20 protein-coding genes are annotated in these 24,148 nt (G+C 39.6%); 1 reads left to right on the top strand and 19 read right to left on the bottom strand.

All coding sequences use genetic code 11. The features are described 5' to 3' along the window. Positions 1-110: 110 nt before the first annotated feature. The 8 genes from G628_RS0104395 to G628_RS0104360 all read right to left on the bottom strand — a co-directional run bounded on the left by G628_RS0104395 (position 111) and on the right by G628_RS0104360 (position 7,980). The gene (locus G628_RS0104395; RefSeq protein WP_196803702.1) at positions 111-1,082 is read right to left on the bottom strand and encodes a sensor histidine kinase; all 972 of its coding nucleotides are present in this window, start codon (positions 1,080-1,082) and stop codon (positions 111-113) included. 381 nt (positions 1,083-1,463) lie between these two features. Continuing rightward, entirely contained in the window at positions 1,464-1,646 is a 183-nt protein-coding gene (locus G628_RS0104390) for a hypothetical protein (protein ID WP_027208558.1), read from the bottom strand. Between the two features lie 42 nt (positions 1,647-1,688). Further along, positions 1,689-2,699, bottom strand: coding sequence for a sensor histidine kinase (locus G628_RS0104385; RefSeq protein ID WP_207637986.1), 1,011 nt, complete (start codon positions 2,697-2,699; stop codon positions 1,689-1,691). Positions 2,700-3,050: 351 nt separating this feature from the next. Next, positions 3,051-3,785: a sensor histidine kinase gene (locus G628_RS18850; protein ID WP_196803701.1), complete on the bottom strand. Its 735-nt coding sequence runs from the start codon at positions 3,783-3,785 to the stop codon at positions 3,051-3,053. 618 nt (positions 3,786-4,403) lie between these two features. Beyond that, complete coding sequence (locus tag G628_RS0104375) at positions 4,404-5,003, bottom strand: CPBP family intramembrane glutamic endopeptidase (protein WP_027208555.1); 600 nt, start codon at positions 5,001-5,003, stop codon at positions 4,404-4,406. 42 nt (positions 5,004-5,045) lie between these two features. Beyond that, positions 5,046-6,359, bottom strand: a complete 1,314-nt coding sequence (locus G628_RS0104370) for a sensor histidine kinase (protein ID WP_027208554.1) — start codon at positions 6,357-6,359, stop codon at positions 5,046-5,048. Positions 6,360-6,372: 13 nt separating this feature from the next. After that, the gene (locus G628_RS0104365; RefSeq protein ID WP_027208553.1) at positions 6,373-7,089 is read right to left on the bottom strand and encodes a LytR/AlgR family response regulator transcription factor; all 717 of its coding nucleotides are present in this window, start codon (positions 7,087-7,089) and stop codon (positions 6,373-6,375) included. A gap of 141 nt (positions 7,090-7,230) precedes the next feature. Next, the gene (locus G628_RS0104360) at positions 7,231-7,980 is read right to left on the bottom strand and encodes an ECF transporter S component (protein WP_051199018.1); all 750 of its coding nucleotides are present in this window, start codon (positions 7,978-7,980) and stop codon (positions 7,231-7,233) included. 183 nt (positions 7,981-8,163) lie between these two features. Here G628_RS0104360 and G628_RS0104355 point away from each other — a divergent pair, with 183 nt between their 5' ends. Beyond that, on the top strand, positions 8,164-9,255 hold the full coding sequence (locus G628_RS0104355) for an HD-GYP domain-containing protein (protein ID WP_026655760.1): 1,092 nt from the start codon (positions 8,164-8,166) through the stop codon (positions 9,253-9,255). A 91-nt stretch (positions 9,256-9,346) separates the two neighbouring features. Here G628_RS0104355 and G628_RS0104350 read toward each other — a convergent pair whose 3' ends face one another. From G628_RS0104350 to G628_RS0104300, 11 genes are all read right to left on the bottom strand, one after another. Then, positions 9,347-10,639, bottom strand: coding sequence for a UDP-N-acetylglucosamine 1-carboxyvinyltransferase (locus G628_RS0104350; RefSeq protein WP_026667489.1), 1,293 nt, complete (start codon positions 10,637-10,639; stop codon positions 9,347-9,349). Positions 10,640-10,832: 193 nt separating this feature from the next. Beyond that, on the bottom strand, positions 10,833-12,431 hold the full coding sequence (locus tag G628_RS0104345; protein ID WP_027208552.1) for a LysM peptidoglycan-binding domain-containing M23 family metallopeptidase: 1,599 nt from the start codon (positions 12,429-12,431) through the stop codon (positions 10,833-10,835). 26 nt (positions 12,432-12,457) lie between these two features. Continuing rightward, the gene (locus G628_RS0104340) at positions 12,458-12,943 is read right to left on the bottom strand and encodes a hypothetical protein (RefSeq protein WP_026655765.1); all 486 of its coding nucleotides are present in this window, start codon (positions 12,941-12,943) and stop codon (positions 12,458-12,460) included. Between the two features lie 309 nt (positions 12,944-13,252). Beyond that, complete coding sequence (locus tag G628_RS0104335; protein WP_027208551.1) at positions 13,253-13,912, bottom strand: GTP pyrophosphokinase; 660 nt, start codon at positions 13,910-13,912, stop codon at positions 13,253-13,255. A 3-nt stretch (positions 13,913-13,915) separates the two neighbouring features. Next, on the bottom strand, positions 13,916-14,845 hold the full coding sequence (locus tag G628_RS0104330; protein WP_026655768.1) for a glycosyltransferase family 2 protein: 930 nt from the start codon (positions 14,843-14,845) through the stop codon (positions 13,916-13,918). A gap of 185 nt (positions 14,846-15,030) precedes the next feature. Then, the gene (locus G628_RS0104325; RefSeq protein WP_027208550.1) at positions 15,031-16,311 is read right to left on the bottom strand and encodes an LCP family protein; all 1,281 of its coding nucleotides are present in this window, start codon (positions 16,309-16,311) and stop codon (positions 15,031-15,033) included. A 149-nt stretch (positions 16,312-16,460) separates the two neighbouring features. Next, a complete protein-coding gene (locus G628_RS0104320; protein WP_027208549.1) occupies positions 16,461-17,849 on the bottom strand; it encodes an undecaprenyl-phosphate glucose phosphotransferase in 1,389 nt (462 codons plus the stop codon). Further along, positions 17,846-18,817: a glycosyltransferase family 2 protein gene (locus G628_RS0104315; protein WP_034500634.1), complete on the bottom strand. Its 972-nt coding sequence runs from the start codon at positions 18,815-18,817 to the stop codon at positions 17,846-17,848. Before G628_RS0104315 ends, G628_RS0104320 begins: the two co-directional genes overlap by 4 nt. A gap of 5 nt (positions 18,818-18,822) precedes the next feature. Next, complete coding sequence (locus G628_RS17970; RefSeq protein WP_051199017.1) at positions 18,823-20,226, bottom strand: glycosyltransferase family 2 protein; 1,404 nt, start codon at positions 20,224-20,226, stop codon at positions 18,823-18,825. A gap of 47 nt (positions 20,227-20,273) precedes the next feature. Further along, entirely contained in the window at positions 20,274-22,013 is a 1,740-nt protein-coding gene (locus G628_RS16390; protein WP_026655774.1) for a phospho-sugar mutase, read from the bottom strand. Positions 22,014-22,077: 64 nt separating this feature from the next. Next, positions 22,078-24,138 (bottom strand): glycosyltransferase family 2 protein, encoded by a 2,061-nt coding sequence (locus tag G628_RS0104300; RefSeq protein ID WP_027208547.1) that lies wholly within the window; start codon positions 24,136-24,138, stop codon positions 22,078-22,080. Positions 24,139-24,148 lie beyond the last annotated feature (10 nt).

Genomic DNA, 24,148 nt, shown 5'->3' with positions numbered 1-24,148 from the left:
AAGGGAACCAAATGCACTTTTGTACATTTGATTCCTTTTATAGGTCGTTAACAGAAATACCAATCTGATTTGTATTTTCACAAATATTAGGTTCCTAAATCCAATCAATGTCACGCCATAAGCATCAGCGTCGCTCTGGCTGTAAACACACGGTTTTCGCAACTAAGTTTCAGATTGCCGCCGTATTTCTTAGCCACACGTTCAATGTTTGAGATTCCAAAACCGTGCGATTCCTTCTCTTCTTTTGTGGTCTCAATTCTGTTTTCTCTGATAACCACATCCTGTACGCATGAATTCTTTACCGATAAAATCCAGATATTCTTCTTAAGTATCGACTGTATCTCAATCTTTTTCTCACCTTCGACCTGCATTGCTGCTTCTATGGCATTATCGACAAGGTTAGAAATCAGAATTACAAGATTCACATTCTCAATCCTGTTCGCGGGGATGTTGCCTTCAACAGTCATAATAATATCATTTTGTGCAGCGGTCTTTGCCTTGGATTCAAGAAGTGCATCCGCAATGAAATTTCCGGTATCGAAAGCTTTACCCTTGTTTGCTTCTATTTCCTCCTGCATCTTTTCAATATATTCCGATGCCTGCTCATATTTTTTATCCGAAATAAGCGATGAAAGTGCAAAAAGCAGATTCTTCGTATCATGCCTGAAACGTCTAAGCTCAGTATTTTTCTCATTCATCTCGATATAAGAATCTGTAATCTGCTTCATAGGTTCTTTCAGATTACCTATCATGTCATTCATGGATGTGTTTTGTTCGCGAACCATTATGATATGTATGATAAGCGATATAAGCAGTATAAAAGTAATAGCACTTAGCACTCTAACCGAAGCAGTAACCTTATATAACTCAAAAATCCTCACTTCCATAAGTGAAAATGACATATTCACCATAAACAGAAGAATATATTCATAAGTAGTCAGTTTTGTAAAATAAACTCTTAAGATATTTGCTCGTTTTAACAACACCAACACTATGAGAACGCATAACACCAATATTTCTGTCAGCATCACAAAAATATCTGCTTCAAAAGCATAATAAAAGCCACCACTAATATTTTCCATGAACACAATTTGTATATTTTGAGAAATGCAATCTATCCAATTCCCATAGAACAACGCAAGTGCCATGTATGTCCAGTCAAACCCATATCCCGCCCATAAAAAAGTCACTATGCGCACAAGGTACAGCACCAAAACAACATAATACAGTGACAATGGCCCATAATGTATCATAGGTTCGTATAGATAATTAATTACAAAATAAACTCCAATTCCGATCCATTTAGCTTTCTTCTGTTTTAAACTTGGAAAAACAAAGAATTTTTCAAACGCCAGCCAATAATTTGCGAGTCCAACCACTCCCCGCACTGTATATATTGCCAGCATAATGCATATATTTTGAATCAAATCCCCATCCCCCCATTTATGCAAAAGACATATTTTTTACATCAAAGACATGATAGCAGTCATAAAAACTGTCTTTAGCCATTTGCCCTGTGCAGGTCTCCTGAAACCAATCCAATAAAAAAATGTTTCTTTTTTCCGCGCCGTTATAAACCAAATAATCACCGGTATAAGTGCAAATATAACCACTTGTATCACAGCCCCAATCAGTTCATTTAGCATATTCCCCTCCCATAAGTCAAAAAATAAGTCAGCACGATATTTTTATGCCATAAGCATAAGCGTCGCTCTGGCTGTAAACACACGATTCTCACAGCTAAGTTTCAAATTTCCGCCGTATTTCTTAGCCACTCGTTCAATGTTTGAGATTCCAAATCCATGAGATTCTTTCTCTTCTTTTGTAGTTTCAATTCTGTTTTCTCTGATAACCACATCCTGCACACATGAATTCTTTACGGAAAGAATCCAAATGTTTTTCTTGAGTATCGACTGTATCTCAATCTTTTTCTCGCCTTCTACCTGCTTCGCAGCTTCTAAAGCATTGTCGACAAGGTTAGAGATAAGTATTACAAGATTCACATCCTCAATCCTGTTCGCGGGGATGTTGCCTTCAACAGTCATAATAATATCATTTTGTGCAGCGGTCTTTGCCTTGGATTCAAGAAGTGCATCCGCGATAAAATTACCGGTATCGAATGCTTTTACTCTGCTTGCATCCACCACATCCTGCATCTCATCGATGTAATTGACTACCTGCTCAGTCTTCCCCTCCATGGCAAGAGATCTTAATGCCAATAAAAGATTCTTTGTATCATGCCTGAATCTTCTAAGCTCAGTATTCTTCTCATTCATCTCAATATATGAATCTGTAATCTGCTTCATAGGCCCACTCAGGTTACCTATCATATCATTCATGGATGTGTTTTGTTCTCGGACCATTATGACATGCATAATAAGAATCATAAGTAATGCATAGGTAATATATGACAATGTTCTCATTCCGCTAACCACCATCTTTTCTTTAAGGATAGCGCTTTGTAATATTCCTCCAAAAAAACAATTTAAGAACAAAATAATATATTCCGGTATAGTAAGCTCAGTAAAATACACCTTTAGGATATTTGCTTTTTTGAGTGCCACTAATAGTAACAAGAACAGCAAGACAACTACTTCTGTTAAAGCTATAGCGAAATCACTCTCTATCCCTTTATAGCCCTCAATGTTACTCTTGACCACGAATAAATACTCAACATTCAGTGCCAAGCAGTCTATCATATTTTCATAAAACAGCACCATTACCAGAAATTTCAGATCAAATCCATATTTTGCCCACAAAAAGGGAATAATCCTAATTAAGTGTATAATCAGCATTATCCTGCTAATCAGAAGTATCTCTGAGTTTAAAGCAAACCTATATAACAGCGAAATTGCTATATAGAAAATAATCCCAAACCAACTACCTATATCCCATTTTCTGCTACGATACGAAAAAAAGCGCTCAAAAATAATCCAAAAGCATGCAATGACAGTAATCCCACGCAAAACGCTTATTCCCAGAATAATCAAGATATTTTGAATCAAATCCCCCATCTCCCTGTATTTTGCATTTTTATTGGCACACCCCCATCACGCCATAAGCATGAGCGTCGCTCTGGCTGTAAACACACGATTCTCACAGCTAAGTTTCAAATTTCCGCCGTATTTCTTAGCCACTCGTTCAATGTTTGAGATCCCAAAGCCATGCGATTCCTTCTCTTCTTTTGTGGTCTCAATTCTGTTTTCTCTGATAACCACATCCTGTACGCATGAATTCTTTACATAAAGAATCCAAATATTCTTCTTAAGTATCGACTGAATCTCAATCTTCTTCTCGCCTTCTACCTGCTTCGCAGCTTCTAAGGCATTGTCAACAAGGTTAGAAATCAGTATTACGAGGTTCACATCCTCAATCCTGTTCGCAGGGATGTTGCCTTCAACCGTCATAGTAATATCATTTTGTGCAGCGGTCTTTGCCTTGGATTCAAGAAGTGCATCCGCAATGAAATTTCCGGTATCGAAAGCTTTACCCTTGTTTGCTTCTATTTCCTCCTGCATCTTGTCGATATATTCAATTGCCTGATCATTTTCTTTTTCCGCAACCAGGAATCGTAACGCCAGCAGAAGATTCTTCGTATCATGCCTAAATCTTCTAAGCTCAGTATTCTTCTCATTCATCTCGATATAAGAATCTGTGATCTGCTTCATAGGTTCTTTCAGATTACCTATCATGTCATTCATGGATGTGTTTTGTTCGCGAACCATTATGATATGTATGATAAGCGATATAAAAACTATAAATATAAAAACACTTAATCCTTTCATTGAATCTGTGTACGCCTCTGATCTAAATGTATTAGCTTGAAGTATTCCCAAAGACATCTCCAATAGAAAAAGTAAAATATACTCTGTAATCGCAAGCTCCGTAAAATGGACTTTTATAAAGCCCACTTTCTTAAGCAATAGCAATACCGACAAAAAGATAAGCACTAATACCTCTGTTATCATTATTGAAACATCGGCATTTAATGCAGCATATATATTACTTCTGGCATAGCCCCAAAATATATAATCTATATTTACAGATATAGAATCAATAATGCCTCCATAAAATAACGAGATAACCAAATATGACAATTTACATCCATACCTAGACCATAAAAACGGCACAATACGAAATAAATACAATAAAAGAAAAATCAAACGAAATGATCTTGGTCCATAATTTAATATTGGTCTATATAAGTAATTAATAGCGAGATATAATCCAAGCCATATCCAGTCCTTTTTCTTTCGCTCATTACTTTGAAAATAAAAAAAATGCTTAAAAGCAATCCTAAAATTGGCAAATACAACCACTCCCCGCACTGTATATATTGCCAGCATAATGCATATATTTTGAATCAAATCCCCATCCCCCCATTTATGCAAAAGACATCTTTTTTACATCAAAGACATGATAGCAGTCATAAAATTCATGCATCCGTGTAATATCCAACTTGGAATAATCGAACCGCCAAACTTCTTCTCATTCATCCATCCCATATACGCTCCAAAAAGCCCGGGTAACATTGTAAGTAATAAAAAAGCCCATACGCTCCCTGTTGCCAGCCCAAACGGAACTCCGTGCATAAGACCAAACAAAAATGCCTGCACCGTATTTCCCATAGCAAAGCCAAACTTTCGCTCAACACATTTCAAAATAAATCCTCTAAAAAGAATCTCTTCCGATAACGCCGTTCGAACAAACGCATAAATAAAAACCGCAGGAAGAGCTGAAGCCCCCATCCCTGCAAACTGAGCCCCGGCTGTTGTAACTCCATCAGGCAATATCCTCACACTCAAATTAGTAAGCATAATATATATGGCTGCCAAAACAACAGTAATAAAAACTGTCTTTAGCCATTTGCCCTGTGCAGGTCTCCTGAAACCAATCCAATAAAAAAATGTTTCTTTTTTCCGCGCCGTTATAAACCAAATAATCACCGGTATAAGTGCAAATATAACCACTTGTATCACAGCCCCAATCAGTTCATTTAGCATATTCCCCTCCCGTAAGTCAAAAAATAAGTCAGCACGATATTTTTATGCCATAAGCATAAGCGTCGCTCTGGCTGTAAATACTTGGTTCTCACAGCTAAGTTTCAAATTTCCGCCGTACTTCTTAGCCACACGCTCAATGTTTGAGATTCCAAACCCATGCGACTCTTTCTCTTCTTTTGTAGTTTCAATTCTGTTTTCTCTGATAACCACATCCTGCACACATGAATTCTTTACAGAAAGAATCCAGATATTCTTCTTAAGTATCGACTGAATCTCAATCTTTTTCTCGCCTTCTACCTTCTTCGCAGCTTCTAAAGCATTGTCGACAAGGTTAGAAATCAGAATTACAAGATTTACATCTTCAATTCTGTTTGCGGGGATGTTGCCTTCAACCGTCATAGTAATTTCATTTTGTGCCGCAGTCTTTGCTTTAGATTCCAGGAGCGCATCCGCAATAAAATTACCGGTATCGAAAGCTTTACCCTTGTTTGTTTCTATTTCCTCCTGCATTTTTTCAATATATTCCGATGCCTGCTCATATTTTTTATTCGAAATAAGCGATGAAAGTGCAAAAAGCAGATTCTTCGTATCATGCCTGAACCGTCTAAGCTCAGTATTCTTCTCATTCATCTCGATATATGAATCAGTAATCTGTTTCATAGGTTCTTTCAGATTACCTATCATAGCATTCATTGATATATTCTCATCACGAACCATAATAACATGCATTATGACAATCATAAGGAACAAAAACATAATAACAGTTATCAATCTCATTACTTCAATAATCGTGTTCTCGCGAAGAATTGACGCTTGTAACACAGAATAGACCAAACTTGTCAAAAATAAGATTATATATTCCAGAATTGTCAATTCAGTAAAATAGATTTTCATAATATTCACACGTTTAAGAAGTATTAAGACCATCAAAAAAGCAAACACTATTATTTCTGTTATTGCTTCTGAAATATCAGCAGTAATCTTGGGATAGCCAATAATCTGGAGTTTTCCAACAAATAAGTATTCCACATTCTGAGCAAAACAATCTACTATATTTTCATAGAATAAAACCATTATGATAAACTTTGGCTTTATCCCATACTTTGCCCATAAAAAAGGAATCGCTCTAACAAGATATACCCACCAAACAAATTCAGATAATATTCTTGGTCCATAATCAGCTAATCTGTAGGATAACGAAAAGGCTATATAAAAAGCTATCCAAATCAAATTGGTCTTTTTCCATTCTCTGCTTTGATACGAAAAAAACTTATCAAAAACAATCCAGAAACATGCAAATCCAAAAAAAGCACGAATAGCACATATAACAAGAATAATCCCCATATTTTGCATCATACCATCCATCTCCTCACACTCCCGCTTTCACAAGGTAATCCGCATAAATATCATTGAACTCTTTATACTTAAGTCTGCTGATAAGTAGCTTATCCCCTGTGCTCATGGTCACTTCGCTGTGATTATAGGAATCAACCTGAGCGAGATTGATCAGAAATGATTTATAACATCTGTAGAACTTTTTTGAGGAAAGACGTCCTTCGATGGCACCAAGAGTCTCATGGCACTCCATATTATCGCGGCCGTCGCAGAAATGTAAGATACAGTATTTACCCATACCTTCAACATATGAGATTATGCTCTCTTTGAAAAAATGATTTTCGCCGTCCAGACGTATCTTGAGAACATTGTCCTCTTTAAGCGTCTGCATGAAGGCATCAAGAACTTCACAGAATTTTTTATCATCAACAGGCTTTGTCAAAAACCTGAATGTACCTACTTCAAAAGTATCAAAAACAATAGACGGATAACTGCTTACAAACACAATAGTCGAATTCTTATCGGACTCGCGGATCTTCCTCGCGATATCAAGTCCGTTCGCTCCGTTATCTTCAAATTCATAGTCCATAAATATCAGGTCGTACTTTACGCCTGACTCCACAAGCTTTTCCCCCACATCATAGGTATCCAGAGAATACTCAAAATCTTTTTTCACTGAATAATCGAGTATCTTATTCCCTATTTCACTACGCATAAATTTCGAATCATCACAAACTGCTATCCTGATCATGCCCGTTCTCCTCGCCTTAAAGTTTGTAACTCTTATAAAATCAGCGTCCCCCAACTGCTTCTTTCTATTATGCCAAAAGAAGCTGTCTCTATCAAATAAAAAGGAGCATTCCGTTACGAACGCTCCTCTTTGTTTGATGTTTTATTTTGTTCTGTTGCTGTTTCCCTTAAGTATCGGGCTTATGTGCTTATATAGCGCAAATGTTATCACGCTGTCCACAATACCCTTTACGAGGTTGAACGGTGCGACCGCAAGCAAGCAAAAAGTTGTTATGTTCGTGATCGCGGGATTTATAGCTGCTCCCATCTCCACGAATGAACTTATATCGCAGCCGTAGATAACTGCATATGCAGGGAGAAGGAAAAATGCGTTAAGAAGTGAACCTACCAGTGTAATGAAGGCTGTTCCGACAATGCAGCTTATAAGCGCAACCTTTCTTGACTTATGAAGTCTGTAGATGATCGTTGCGGGAAGTACAAAAGAAGTACCGACAACGAAATTTGCTATCTCACCGACAAATCCCGAGCTTGTTCCCTTGATAACAAGCTTTAATAATATCTTGATGAACTCAACCATTACACCTGCAAAAGGACCTGCTGCGAAGCCTCCTACAAGTGCGGGCATATCACTAAAATCAAACTTATAAAAAGAAGGTGCGAACGGAAGCGGAAACTCCAGAAGCATGAGTACAAAAGAAACAGCGGAAAAGACTCCGATAATAGCCATCTTGCGGACACTCAAAAGCTTCTGATCCTGTTTACCCTCTTTTCTTACCGCAACCTTTTCAACCGCAAGTGTAATAACAAATGCAAACGCAACCAATATTACAAGCGCAGCAAAATACTGCCAGCTCTGCGCAATAGTTTCAAAAATACTCTGTTTCTCGTTCATTCGTACTGTTCCTTCCCAACTAACCTATAAAAATAGCGTATTTTGTATAAAAAAATTGTAAAAAATTCAAAATTATGGTATTCTCAATGCTCTTTCTTGTCAAGAATGTTTGACAAAAAAACAATTGCGTAACTATAATAAATTATCATTATTTTGATGTATTTTGTTTTTAATGAGGGGATAATGAAAAGAATTCTTACACGCAAGCTCGTACCCGGTATGGTGCTTGCAAATGATGTACACACTTATAATTCAAGTTTGAAGCTTCTTGACAAAGGTACAGTCCTGGAGGACAAAGACATTGCCAGGTTAGCTTTCTATTCAATCATCGATGTTCTTATCGAAGATGAACTCGTCGAACTCGAAAATGAGTTTGTCGACATAACCAACGATGAAGGACTCACTTATTCTGAGCGTATCAAACAATCACCTGAGTTTAAAGAATTTAAGCACAGTTTCGAGGAATGCGCCGAGAAATTCGAGCACACCATAAAGGACATCATCGAAAACAACAGAGATCTTGTATTCGATGATATGATGGCTCCCATTTATGGTCTTCTTGAAAAAGGAAGATCGTCAGCCAATATCTTCGATATGCTTCATAATCTGAGATCCTACGATGATGCCACATTTACGCACAGTATCAACGTTGCTCTTATATCAAACATCCTTGCCCAGTGGCTTAAATGGGATGAATCCGAAGTTGAGATTGCCACTCAGTCAGGTCTTTTCCATGATATAGGAAAGCTCCTTATTCCGGATGAGATCATCAGAAAGCCCGATAAGCTCACAGAAGACGAATATACGCTTATGCAGACTCATCCTCAGCGTGGATATGAGATAATAAAGAATCTTAACATCAGTCAGCATATCAAGAATGCAACGCTTATGCATCACGAGAGATGTGACGGCTCGGGATATCCGCTTAAAATCCGCGGACCTCAGATTGATAAATTCGGTAAGCTTGTCGCCATTGCGGACGTATATGATGCGATGACAAGTGCCCGCTACTACCGCGGACCTCTGTGTCCTTTCATCGCTATATCGATGTTCGAAGAGGAAGGATACCAGAAATACGATCCCGAGATGATAATTGCGTTCTTACAGAACATAGTTAATACATACCTTCTTAACACTGTTCGTCTCAGCACTGGTGAGATAGGTGAGATCATCTTCATAAACAAGATGCATCTCTCACGCCCCACAGTTAAAGTCGGTAATGATTATATCGACCTGACCAAGTGTCCGGACGTTTATATCAAGGAAATCATCTGACAACGTTTAATCCGATATGTTTAAAAAGTTTAAAAAGACGGTCAATCACACGATTGACCGTCTTAATTATTTTCAAAAAGAATTGTTTTCTTTATGCATTTCTAAGCCTAAATTTCTGCATATCTCTGTCGCTCTCGACTTTCTCGATGTGAGCTCCGAGTTCGCGAAGTTTCTGGTCGAAATCTTCATATCCTCGCTCGATATACTTAATATCTTCTATCGTAGAGATACCGTCTGCAGTAAGTGCCGCTATTACAAGCGCCGCACCTGCTCTTAAGTCAGGAGCCGAAACTGTTGCTCCCGTATATTTGCTGACTCCCTCTACTATTGCTGAGCTGCCTTCAACTTTAATGCTGGCGCCCATTCTTGTGAGTTCGTCTACATACTTGAATCTGTTCTCAAAAATGCTCTCCGTAACAACACTGATTCCACTTGCAAGTCCAAGTGCAACTGTCATCTGAGGTTGCATATCCGTAGGAAATCCCGGATAAGGAAGAGTCTTAACATGTGTATTCTGAAGTCTCTTTGTTGCAACTACTCTTACCGCATCATCTGATTCATGAACCTGGCATCCCATCTCAATAAGCTTGGCACTTATTGACTCAAGATGTTTGGGAATTACATTCTTTATAGTAATGTCGCCTCTTGTTGCGGCAGCGGCAAGCATGAATGTTCCCGCTTCAATCTGATCGGGAATAATAGCATACTCAGTGCCATGAAGCTTCTCAACGCCCTGAATTCTGATAACATCTGTACCGGCACCTTTTATATTAGCACCCATACTGTTAAGGAAGTTTGCAAAATCAACTACATGAGGTTCCTTGGCTGCATTTTCGACAACAGTCTGTCCCTCTGCCATAACAGCCGCCATCATGATGTTAATGGTAGCGCCTACGCTGACAACATCGAGATAAATATGATTTCCCACAAGTTTATCAGCATGTGCAGCGATGATCCCATGTTCAATATTTACTGATGCTCCGAGAGCGTTAAATCCTTTTATATGCTGGTCTATAGGTCTGAGACCAATATTACAACCTCCGGGAAGTGCAACTCCTGCCTGATTGTATTTACCTAGAAGGGCTCCCAAAAGGTAATATGATGCTCTTATTTTTTTGATGTAATCGTTCTCTATAACATAGTCATGAATCTGCGAAGCACATATCTTAACTGAATGTCTTCCGGTTCTCTTAACAATTGCTCCAATGCTCTCAATAGCCTGCAACATCACATTGGTATCCGACTCATCAGGCATATTCTCTATATGAACAACTTCATCCGTCATAGTTGAAGCTGCCAAAATCGCAAGCGCAGCGTTTTTGGCTCCTCCAATCTCCACCTCACCTACAAGCGGATTTCCGCCTTTTATAATATACTTTTCCATATATAACCTTTCCCTGCCGGGCAATCTCACCACATATGTAGCACCAACCTAATTACACTCGGCATCTAATATTAATAGCACAATACCAACACTGTGTCAAAACAAGCAGAGCCCCCATGGTACCGTGTTTTTTCTACAAAATGAGCAGGTTTTACATACATTTTGCTAATATTTTATTAATGATTATATCATTTTAATTAATATATTCCAATGGGTTAACCGGATTATCATTGACACGAATTTCAAAATGTACGTGAGGTCCCGATGAAACACCGGTATTTCCTGATAATGCGATCTTATCTCCCTGATTTACTTTCTGCCCTACCTGACACGTGATCTTGGAAAGATGTCCGTATCTCGTCTCTCTTCCGTCATTATGCTTAATGTATACGCAGTAACCGTATCCACTACCCCAACCGGCTCTTGTTACGGTTCCGGCTGAAGATGCCACAACAGTAGTTCCTACAGGAGTAGCCCAGTCAACACCCTTATGGAATGTACTTGCTCCTTTGGTAGGTCTTGCTCTCTTACCGAATCCAGAGGACAATCTTCCTCCGGATATAGGTTTGATATATGAAGGCGGCTCGATTGTTCCTTGTTCTATAACCATAGGAACAGCCTCTTTTATTTTATCAACCTTTTCGACCTTCGGAACGCCTTCCATTCGATTATCAACATAAGTAGTAAGAAGAACCGCATCACGTACTCCCGGAACCGCTTCCTGAATAACCTGAGACTCAGTTGTAAACCATTTTTTATTATCAATTTTTTGTGTGGGAGCTTGATAGCTCTCATGTTTACGGAACTCTCTCATGTCATATTTCACAGAAAGCTCATGTCTTGGAATCACAACCGTTAAGTTATCGTGATCTCTTATGGTAGAAGCTGCATCCTGAAGCTTATCACGGTTCATCTCAACAAGCTGATCGACAGTCAGATTATGATGAACAGCTATACTGTATAAGCTATCACCTGTCTGAACTTCATATGTTTCTTCTTTATTTTTATCTCCTGTAAGATCAGTAAAAGCCGTATCCGGATTTGCCAATTTGTTGGCAGGAAGATAACTTTCAACAATTTCAATCTTATCTTTGAAATCAATGCTAACCAGTCCGTATCTGAACTCATCAAACTCTTTATAATTGCCCTTTAAGTCCGCAGCATCCGCTGCATCTCTTATAGTCTTATTAACACCGATATTTGAAAGAAGAGGCTTAAGCGTTCCTTCTTCTTCCTGAATTTCTTCCTTACTCTGAACCTTTGGCATAAGTACGTTTACTTCTCTGGTAGGATCAAGTTCGAGGCTTACATCAAACATATCCTTTTCATCGTACATTGAAATAACTCGTTCCAAAAGATTCTGTACTTCATCAATACTTGCCAGATTTAAGGAAAACTTATTTATTTTTAATGAATATGTCTTCTGAACCGTATCAAACTTACTCTGATTGAGAACACTTGCCATCTTGGCAGCTATTCTCTCAGGGGATTCTACGACACCCCACATCCTGTTCTCACCTTCGATAGAAAGATCAGCCATTGTAAGAGTCAGTCCCTCATTACCCTTGGCTATTGCTCTTCTGGCATATCTGTAAGCTTCGTAAGCTTCATTTCGAGAACCCACGTTACCCACAACATTGCCATTTATCTTTATCGTAAAGTAGTTATTCTCATTCTTTTCGTAATTGGTCATGTTTGGCATGAACAATATCCACAAAAAGATAATTACCACAGCCGATTCCAAAAACCATATTTTAATCTTCTTTTTAAATACCGTATCTCTTAAATTCATCGCATTAAAGTCTTTCTATAAGCTGGTTAAAGTACTTCGAATATCTTTAGAACATTAAATAAAAGATCTGCAAAAACCATAAGCACTATAATTATCAACAACGGTCCAACCGCATTATTCTTATATTCAACAATATCAAGTACCGTTTCCATCTTCTTATTGATCTCTGCCATCTCTTCCTCGATCTTCTCACGGTTTTTATCAACAATCGCCTGAACATTTCTGTATATCTGTACACCGACATCATGAGTCTTTGAATCACTCTCATGTATCCTATTGATAACTTTTTCAAACTCTTCAGTATAGTCCCTTGAAGCTTCCATCAATTCCTCAAGCTGTTCAAGTTGCTGGCTGTACTCTGCAGCATGCTTGCGCAATTCTTCGATTTCTCTTCTGTAATGCTCGGCTTCCTTCTTGATTCTCTGGGCTTCAGCCATCTCCGCTTGGGAATTGGCTTTTATTATGTCCTGTGGGCTAAACTTTTCAGCAAGTTTGTCCATAAAGTTTTCCATAACTTTCCCTCCTCATATATGCATTACTCCCCTAATCTGCATACAATATAGCTTATCATCCATTATGCAAATTAGACAAGATTGTAATATCAAAAAGTTTATTATTGTGTACTTTTACTATTTGTTCATGGGTCGTTCATATTTTATTCATATTTAACTTGTATAGTATTTTCAGAGCAAAAAAACGACGAACTTAATTTAAAATTTAGATAGATTTTTTCATAATAGGCCGGGCGCAGCGATGTGTCTGGCCACTCCTCATTAATACGGCTTTTTAAGGCATTTTCCCCAAAAATACCTGTTACTGCATCAATTATTGGCAGTATTCTCAATCGCCTGTATTTCATCATTAAGAGACAACATTCTCGCATCCAGATCTGCTACCATCTTGGCGCATTCATAGAGCTCGGTATTGATATGTACCGGTGCCTTCCCCTCAAATTTATATTGAATCTTGTGCTCCAGTGAAGCCCAAAAATCCATTGCAACAGTTCTTATCTGAATCTCAACTTTGACATTTACTATTCTGTCCGAAAGATAAACAGGAAGCGAAACAATCATATGATAGCTCCTGTATCCGCTATCCTTGGGATTCATGATATAGTCTTTGATAGTCAGCACCTGGATATCCTTCTGGCTGCTGATCATCTCGGCTATTCTGTATATATCTGATGTAAAAGAGCATATTATACGAATTCCGGCAATATCATTAACATAGCGCACCATGTTCTCGATTGTGGACTCGTATCCGTTTCTCTTAAGCTTTTTTACGATACTTTCAGGGCCTTTAACTCTGGCCTTGACGTGCTCAATAGGATTATATCTGTGAACCTCCTGAAATTCCTCGTTAAGGATTTCAATTTTGGTCTGTATCTGTTTGAGCGCAGCATTATAAAGGAGGTTTACTTCCTCCCATGTGTGTATGTCATCGGATATTTTTATATTGCTTCCTGAAAGATCTAATTCCATTATTTACACCCAATATTCCTTGTTCATCGAAAAAGCCGTTACCAAACTCTGTGGCAGTTTTTTGTAATTTCTGCCAAGCTTGTAACCCAGCCATCTGAAGCCGCACATAATTATATAATGCGGTATAAGGTAACCCTTTCCTATATGTCTGAAATGCTTAACGGTCTGTCCGACCATCTTCTTTCCCTCTGACTCGGAACTTATACTACCGAATATCTCAGGATGATCTGTCTGTGATACTCCAAGGTCAAAATTTCTGTGGAACTGCTGCATGCAGGTGTAGTTATGTGAATGAACCACTCCCGCCTCCGGAACATAGCATATAGCATACCCCTTCTGGCATGCATTTCCCGCATATACCATATCTTCATTGAAGATCGTCTTATGCGTGAATCCACCTATTTTATCGTATATATCGCGCCTGTACATGGCACATACATTTGAACAAAAATAAGTTTTTATTCCCAATCTGCTAACATCCGCCTGAGTCTTTCTGATAAACTCATTAGGATAGTTGAATTTTCTCGAATATCTCTCCGCAAGATTGCAATCAGGCTTCGGATACTGCCTTGCATATGCAGCGGCAACATCTTCATCAAGTGCCTTCGCAAGAGAAGCTATAAGCACCTTGTCTCTCGGAAAAGCATCCTGTGTCATCATAAGGAAAAAATCTGCGGAAGAAAGCTTCACCCCACGGTTTCTGGTCTCTCCGTGATCAAATTCTTTTTTGCTGACATGTTCAACGATAATATTGTCGTATTTATCCGCCGGATTCGCACCTGCTTTATCTATAAAATCATTCCAATACTTTTCTTCCGTATTCATGATGATAATATGCTCAGGTCTTATCGATTGCTTTTCAAGATCATCGATCAGTTCGAAAAGAGATTTATCCGGCTTATACGTTGGTATTATCACATCAACTTTATACATCTCTACCTCAATTATATTAAATAATCAGTCCCAATCATAGAGTTACTGATATTTCTAATGAACAAAAAGGGCTGAGCTCATACAGAACCCGGCCCTTCTATTATATTCTGCTAAAAATCGCCTTACTTTCCTGTAACTGCGCTAGTCTTCTTACTTTACTATATTTCTTAATACCCGTAGGTTAATTATTTACCCGCACCGGTATCTGTACTGATCTTCTGACTGTACTTCTTAACATCATCAGATACAGCATACTCAGTATCATTAAAGAGGAATCCGTGAAGCCACTTAACGTTGCTCTCAAGATCCACTGGTGCTACAACACTCTTCTTTCCAACTCTGGCATTAGGATTTATCATGCCTTCGCTGGGGAATCCGGCCTGATCCACAATCTCATACTTAGGAACCTTCTTGAGGAGTTTGACTATCTCATCAAAATGAAGTGTTGTATATGATTCCTTAAATACTTTTTCTGCAATTTCTTCAAGTTCAGCAGGGCTCTTCTTCTTTGCCTCTTCAAGACATGCCTGAATAACTTCTCTCTGTCTTGCCGCACGGTCGATATCACCATTTGCCGTATATCTTACTCGGCAGTAAGCTGTAGCCTGAAGACCTGTAAGTCTCTGAAGTCCCGCTTTCTCTACAGGCTTATATTCCATCTTAAGTTCCTGAGCCATTGTATTCTCGTAGTTATTAAGATGCTTAACAACGTTATCGGGAACATCAATCTCTACACCACCCAAAGCATCAACAACATCTGACAATCCTCTGAAACCGATTGTATAACAGTGCTTAATATCCATATCAAGGTTCATATTGAGCATCTTGATTGCCTGCTCAGGACCACCGTATACATATGCAGCATTACACTTATCATAAGAGTCATCACTAAGATTAAGCCATGTATCACGATATACGGAACAAAGTCTGATCTCACCGTTATCATTGTTGATAGAACAGATTATGATCGAGTCTGTTCTTGTCTTCTTATCAAGCTGTCCCTTTCTTGAGTCAACACCAAAAAGAGCAATATTTGTATATCCCTTCATGTGTTCACTGTCTGCAGCTGCTTCACTGATACTATCATTGATCTCGGACTCATCAAGATTAACTCTTCCGACCTTTGTAGCTCCCATCTTAAAGAATATGTTATAAGCAGCAACCAAAAGCAACAACGCAACTGCGATCTCACTTATAAGTAGTATTAATGCTTTATTATTTTTCTTACCATTTCTGGGTGCACCGGGTCTTGATGACTGACCGCCTCTTCTGGGGTCATCGTATCTGGAGCCTCTTCCGTCAGGTTCTCTTCTTCTGACAGGACGCTCATCATAATCATCATAATCACGTCTAGATCTAGAGTCTCTTCCTCTTCCTGAGGATCTCATATCGTCTCTGTATCTATCATCTCTCTGAGAAGGTCTGCGACCGCCTCTGTCATAATATTCATCATCACGATTAGCCATATTACCTCTCCAATTCTCCATGTTGTCCCAACAAACTGGTCATAGATTATTAAAACTTCTGTGCAACACTTTTTAACATTTGCGTAAAAAAGTTAGCGTATACCCAATACATTTTGCCACAAAAGTGAAAAATATACAAGTCTATACGCTCAATATGCATTTTTATTGACAATTCCGTATCTTATGGTTCCGATTATTATTCTGAAATCAAACATCATCGACCAGTTTTCGATGTAATAGAGGTCATATTCAATTCTTTTTCTTATAGAAGTATCTCCTCTGTAGCCGTTTATCTGAGCCCAGCCTGTGAGCCCGGGTCTTACCTGATGCTTAACCATATATCTGGGAATTTCTTCCTTGAACTTCTCAACAAACTGAGGTCTCTCGGGTCTTGGTCCGACAATACTCATCTGTCCGATCAATATATTGAAAAGCTGCGGAAGTTCATCAATACTTGTCTTTCTGATAAACTTACCTATCGTTGTAACTCTCGGATCGTCCTTTGTGGTCCAGCCCTTTTTCTCTTCAGATTCGGTCTGAACTCTCATGCTTCTGAATTTATACATATTGAATGTTTTGCCGTTAAGTCCCACTCTTTCCTGCTTAAAGAGTATAGGCCCGTTGTCCGTACTCTTTATAAGGAAAGCCACAACAAACATCACCGGCGAACACAAAATAATTCCGATCAAAGAACCGATTATATCCACCATCCTCTTTGCAAGCCTGTTAAATGAATTTGTAAGAGGTACGTATCTGATATTGATAACAGGTATTCCCTGCACATCTTCCGTATACGGATTACTTGGAAAAAGAGATGAATAATCGGGAATGAACTTTGTGTGAACTCCCGATTTTTCACACTGTGCAACAAATTCCTCAAGTCTGTCATAATCATTCAAAGGAAGCGTGATAGTAATCTCATCAAATTGATTATTTTCCAGATAACTTGCAAGCTTATCGGTATTTCCGATAACCTCAATTCCGTGATAGCTTGTTCCGATCGGCACAAAATCATCCAAAACACCCGCGATCACGTAGCCCCACTGAGGATTGTCGAGGATTCTGCTGATATAACCTTCTGCTGCCCTCGAATATCCGACAAGCAAAATGTGCTTTATGTTATAGCCTTTTTTCCTGATAAATTGCAGGAACTTTCTAAGAATCCCATGCGCAATCGTTGTAGCAGCAACATTTATCGCAAAAAAGATAACAGTAAGCCTTCTGGAATATTCAACCTTACTTATCCAGAACAAAAGTACATACAATCCCAACACACCGAGAACATTCGCCTCGAATATATCAACAAATTCATCCCAGAGTTTCAGTGCACGCCTTGATGTATACAGCTGCATCAAGTAATAAAGAAACAAATACGCGGGCACAACATAGTACAGATATCTAAAATATTCTTCCTGCGAATACTGTCCGATAGTGGGATCCTTGATTATAAAATAAGACGCAATATATGAACCGGCTATAATAAGCCCGTCCACAATGACATGCGCTCTATTTAAATGTACCTGATTGTCCTTGATCATACTCTTGTTGCCCCAAATCTTCTTGCAATATTAATCCACAGTTCCAGCTGAAGGCCTGCGCATGCAAGAAACTCCTTCTTTCCAAACTTCTGTCTTCTGTCCGCATTTTTCAAGATTTTGGAAAAACCGGCCATGATTCCCCTTACATGGCTCATTCCCAATCCTTTACGCACATAGAAGACATGCTTAATAATAATCCCCGCGATAATAAAAGGTAAATTTATAATTATCTGCAAAACCGGCATATTCTTATAAATAAAGTATAAGTTATTACCTGCTGTTAATTCAACCTTAAAAGAGTTGTATCTTGAGCCCGAAGTTCCGCTTCCCGCATGATAAACAAGAGCATCCGGGTCGCAGGCATTGATATATCCCTTGACTCTGGCCCTATATCCTATATCAACGTCCTCAAGATAGCAAAAATGTTTCTCGTCAAAATATCCGATTTCATCAAACAAAGCACGCCTGTATATCGCAGCACCTGCGCAAGCAGATGTTACGGCTGTCTGTTTCGTAAGAAAGCTGCTCTTTTTATCTCTTCCCGGTGAAAAAGCCCATCCAAGAGCGCAATAATAATCCCCGCTGTCATCAATAAGCTCGGGATTCTTAAGCTGAAGAAGCTTAGCCTGAACACTGAAGAGTTTTTTTCCCCTGTTCATGGTTCTGACCAAAGACTCGACCGCCCTTTCATCGCATACCGTATCATCGTTGAGCAAAAAAACATACTCGGAATCTGCTGCCTTTATACCAACGTTCACGGCATTTGCAAATCCGGTATTCTCGTTAAGAGCAATAACTTCGACATCGGGGTACTTACCCATGATATATTCAGCGCTTCCGTCCGTTGAACCGTTATCGACAATGATAACGCGAAAGTCGCTATACGTCTGCTTTTTAAGACTTCTAAGGCAGTCATCAAGATATTTTTTTCCGTTATAATTGGGTATTACCACCGTAACTTTTTCCATCTGGGTCATATCCTCTTAACAACCTGCGGATCCCACATGATCCTAAGGCCACGTTTTCTGACTTCATCGCACACACGTAAACTGAGCTCTATGATTTCTTCCTCAGATAACCCTGCAAATCTGTCATCTGCAGCATTGTCATTAAATGTATCTATATATTTCCGGCCCGTAATCTCTTCATAGGCGCCGATAAACTCAGGTCTTATCGCCATGCATCTTATATCAACCGCATAGCAATCCTGCTGAACTACAGCTCTGTGCTGAAGTCCTCCGCTATATCCGATCAAAAGCCCTTTATAAAGAGCTGTTTTGTCCTTTTCATATATTCCGCCCGCAATCTTCTTTTTATCATCTACGAGCTTTCCGCCCACACATCCTATATCTTTTCTGCATGTCAGGATATCGGGCTTGTAATCTACCCTGTAGAAGCCAAGATGCGGAAGATTGGAAACTTCTGCTTCTATCTTTGCATCGTTAAGTGCCGACTCAATCGCATGAAGACCTGCTTCGTAAGCGTACATCTTACTTGCCGGATTGGCCGCGGTAGATTCGCTGTGGCATCTCCAGTGATATAGAACCTTTCCTATGTGTGCCATCTGTCCCGAAGCCATGTCTATTGAAAGAGCCGCTTCGCAACTTGTTCTCAAAAATAAGTCAAAATCCTGCGCACCGTCAAACTTTGACCTTAGTTTCAATCTCTTTATTATATCCCCTCTCACAACCGTAAAGTGACAGATATAATTATTCGAAAAAAGATAGTCCATATTAAAAGAGGGCTTTGCATGATGCTCGTAAAAGCGCCTCTTACCATTATCGTCCTCAAACTTATCCTCATCTGAATATATAAGCCTTATAGGACAGTTTTTATATCCGGACAGATGATTTTGCTTCATGCTCTTTTTAATGACTCTAAAGACCTCATAAAGAGCATCGGGAGTAAGAAGATCGTCGTGGTCCAAAAGACCTATATAATCTCCTCTTGCAAATTCAATTGCCCTGTTTGTATTCTCGGAAATCCCTGCATTTTCCTCAAGACGGTGATACTTGATCCTCGGATCGTTCTTCGCATATTCTTCCGCAAGAGTCAGAGCTTCAGGCGAAGCATCTGCGAGCACGAGCTCCCAATTTGCATAGCTCTGCGCTATAACAGATTCGATCATCTCCTTAAGGTAGTCCGAAGGAGTGTTGTATATGGGCACAACAATGCTGAAGTTCACCGTTTCCCCTTCCTCGGCGAACCTTCTGTACTCAAGGTTCTGTTCCTTAAGAACATCTTCGGAAAGAGAATGAAATTCGTAATTTTCGGAAGCACGTAATGAAGATTTTTCAAGGGCAGCAAAAAATGCGGCCTCAACACCATTGCGCTTAGCATATGTTATTGTTTTTATGACCGCATTTTTGATTCCCATAATTATTTATATCCTAACTATATATTATTTCAGCAAGTTTTCTCAGCTTAGCCTACCGCATTCTTAACAGCTTCGGTAAGTTCATTCTGAAGCTTTTCGGCATCTTCCAGGTTCTTACCTTTTACGCCCATGTAGAACTTGATCTTGGGCTCTGTTCCTGAAGGTCTTGCACAGCACCATGAATCATCGTTAAGTGCAAAATACAGAACGTTTGAAGAAGGAAGTCCTGTCTTGGACTCTTCACCTGTCTCCATGTTTATAACTTTATCTGTCTTATAATCTCTGAACTCTTCAACTTTCCAGTTTCCGAATGTCTTGGGAGGATTATTCCTGAGTTTCTCCATGATAGCTGCGATCTGCTCAGCACCTTCCTTACCCTTCATTGTGATAGAATACTGACCTTCTTTGTAATAGCCGTACTCTTCATACATATCGATCATTGCATCCCAAACGCTCTTGCCCTGCTTCTTATAGAAAGCTGCAAGCTCGCAAAGGCACATAACGGCAACGATAGCGTCCTTATCTCTTGCATGAGTTCCGGCAAGACATCCGTAAGACTCCTCAAGACCGAATACATAGTTATGAGACTGATTGTTCTCTTCATAGATCTTGATCTGCTCACCGATATATTTAAATCCTGTAAGAACCTCAGTATAATAAAGTCCGTACTTTTCAGCAACACGTTTTGCCATATTTGTGGTAACGATTGTTGTTACAAAAGCAGGGTTAGCAGGCATAGTCTTTGTACTTGTACGCTCTCTCAAGATATACTCACCGATAAGCATACCTGACATATTTCCTGTAAATCCGACATATTCACCTGTCTTAAGATCCTTAGCGTAGATTCCGAGACGGTCTGCATCGGGATCGGTTGCAAGAACGATGTCCGCATCCTTTTCTTTTGCAAGTTCAAGCGCAAGCTTAAATGCCTTGGGATCCTCGGGATTGGGATATTCCAAAGTTGTGAAATCGGGGTCGGGAGCTTCCTGCTCGGGAACCACATACACATTCTTAAATCCAAGTTCTTTCAAAACCCTTCTTACAGGAAGGTTACCTGTTCCGTGGAAAGGTGTATATACAATTGTGAACTTATCAGCCATCTCATCGATAACATCCTGATGGATGATCTGCTTCTTAAGCTCAACCATGTATTTGTCATCTATCTCTGTTCCAAAAGAAACATAAAGTCCCTGTGCGATGGCATCCTCTTTGGACATTGTCTTAACTTCATGATAGTCCTTGATAGCCATAACCTCTGCGATAATTCCGTTGTCATGAGGAGGTGTGATCTGCGCGCCGTCTTCCCAATATACCTTGTATCCGTTGTATTCCGGAGGATTGTGAGAAGCTGTTACCATTACACCTGCGATACATCCAAACTCTCTGAGTGCAAAAGAAAGCTCGGGAGTGGGACGTAAGATATCACTTACATAAGCCTTGATTCCGTTTGCAGCAAGGCAAAGAGCCGTCTCATCGGCAAACTCGGGTGAAAATCTTCTGCAGTCAAAAGAGATAGCAACCCCTTTCTTAGCTGCGTCGGGTCCGCCGTTTTTCTTGATATAATTTGCAAGTCCCTGTGTTGCTTTTCTTACAACGTACTTGTTCATTCTGTTTGTTCCGGCACCGATAACGCCTCTAAGTCCGCCGGTACCGAATTCAAGCTCTCTGTAAAATCTATCTTCAACTTCGGCCTCATCGTTTCTGATAGCCATCAATTCTTTTTTTGTCTCATCATCAAAATATGAATCATTAAGCCAATATTCAAGCTGTTTTGATGCTTCACTCATTTTTCTTTCCTCCTTAGGATAAAACTACTGGTTTATTATAGCATGATTTATGATATATCACGCCTTATTGATCCCTTAAACTCGAATAACCCTCTACATTCAGACTGTAATCACTTCTGTCCAGAGAAAAATTCGGGTTGTAATAAGGATCTCCCTTATCAAGGATTTCCTTCCACTTTGTTCTAAAGTGTTCCGACTCATCTTCGTAACGCTTCGCATTTTCTCCCTCAAGGTCAAGTCCCCGTGAAAGAGATTCGTAATGGAACATCTCAGCAAAAGGAGTAAACACGTTAAGATACCCTTTTTCTCTGAGTTTAAGGCAAAAATCAACGTCGTTTAGGCTCACTTCAAAAGTTTCATCAAGTCCACCAACCTCATCGTACTTCTTTCGTGAAACCATAAGACACGCACCCGTAACGGCACTTACATCCTGAGCATAGCAAAGTCTGCCCATATATCCCAGGTTCATACCTGCCTGTCCGTAATGGGAATGCCCTGCTGTTCTGTGGGCGCCGAGCTTAAGAACAACACCTGCGTGCTGAATCTTTCTGTCGGGGAAATAAAGCTTTGCTCCAACCGCTCCCACATCCGATCTCTGAGCGTACATCAAAAGTTCCTCTATCCAGTTTACGGTTATGACCTTGGTGTCGTTGTTAAGAAGGATGATGTACTCGCCATCAGATGCCTTCACACCGTAATTCACAACCTTGGAATAATTAAACTTAGGTTTTGAACCGTCAGGATTAAGATTACTCTTATCTTCGTAGAAATCTACGACCTTCACAATATCTTTAAGCGATCCAGACTTAAGTTCATCGTAATAGCCCTTTATCTCAGAGCCCTTACTTCCGTTCTCGACAACAATGATCTCATAGTTGTCGTAAACAGATTTCTCATATATCGAATCTATGCACCTTCTAAGATCCTCTGCGTGTTCGCAGTTGGGAATAATAATGCTTACCTTCGGTGTTCCGACAACCTCATAACTAATCTTAAAGATTGTCTCAAAAGCTCTGGTGCTCGTAATCTTAAAGTGGTCGTATCCGTGGCGTCTTAAGTGGTCTGCCACAGCTCCTTTTGCAGCCTCAATCGCATAGGGCTTAGCGCTTATATCCGACGCAACACTTCCCGCATGAGATCTCCAGTAATATAAAAGCTTTGGAATATGCACAATATGCTCAGCTTTATCCGTGAGCCTCAATATCATGTCATGATCCTGGCTTCCGTCAAATTTAGTTCTAAAGAGCTCAGTTCCCTCGAGAAGAGTTCTTTTAAACACACTGAAATGACAAATATAATTGTTTGCCCTTAAGTTATCAATAGCATAGTCAGGCTTAAAATGCATTGTTATCATCTTGTTGATATCATCGCCCTTAAAGGTCGTCTCATCGCAATAGATGTAATCCGCATTCTCCTCATTTATAGCCTTGACATACCAGTAAAGAACTTCCGGATGAAGAATATCATCGTGATCGAAAAGACCGACATACTCACCCTTTGCAAGTTCAAGACAGTGATTTGTATTTCCCGAGATACCCTCGTTCTTCTCAAGCTTTTCGTAGGAAATCTTGCAATTTCCCTCTTTGTCCAAAGCCCTGTCTTCCTTCATATATTCGCTTACAATCTGCGATACAAGTCCAACATGCTCATCATCGGAACCGTCCGCAAGGCAAAGCTGCCAGTTTGAATATGTCTGTACAAGAACAGACTCAATCATGTCTCGAAGAAACTTTTCAGGAGTGTTATAAAGAGGCACCAGTATAGAGATCAAAGGCGCTTTCTCGAAAACAGTCTCTTCCTGCTCTTTTCTTACTTCGGGAGTTGGAAAGCTCTCCGTTCCGTAATGAGTCATGGCCTTTTTTTCTACCTGCTTGTACTTTATCTTGGCGATAACTCCCTTTACAGAGCCCTGATTTCTCACCCTGTCGATCTGCCTTATCGTAAAGTGCATGGCATTTCTCGCAGGCGTACTTGCCTTCCAGATAGGATTGTTCTTGATCCTTGAGAGCTTAAACTCAAGCTCGCTGTTCTTATCTTCAAGTTCCGCAATCCTTGACGCAAGATCTGCGCTCTTTAACTTTTCTTTTTCATATGCTGCTTTAAAATCAAAATCTTTTTCTGACATAAAAAACTTC

Source organism: Butyrivibrio hungatei NK4A153 (assembly GCF_000424465.1).
Lineage (GTDB): Bacteria > Bacillota > Clostridia > Lachnospirales > Lachnospiraceae > Butyrivibrio > Butyrivibrio hungatei_A.
This window is presented reverse-complemented; position numbering and strand designations above follow the sequence as displayed.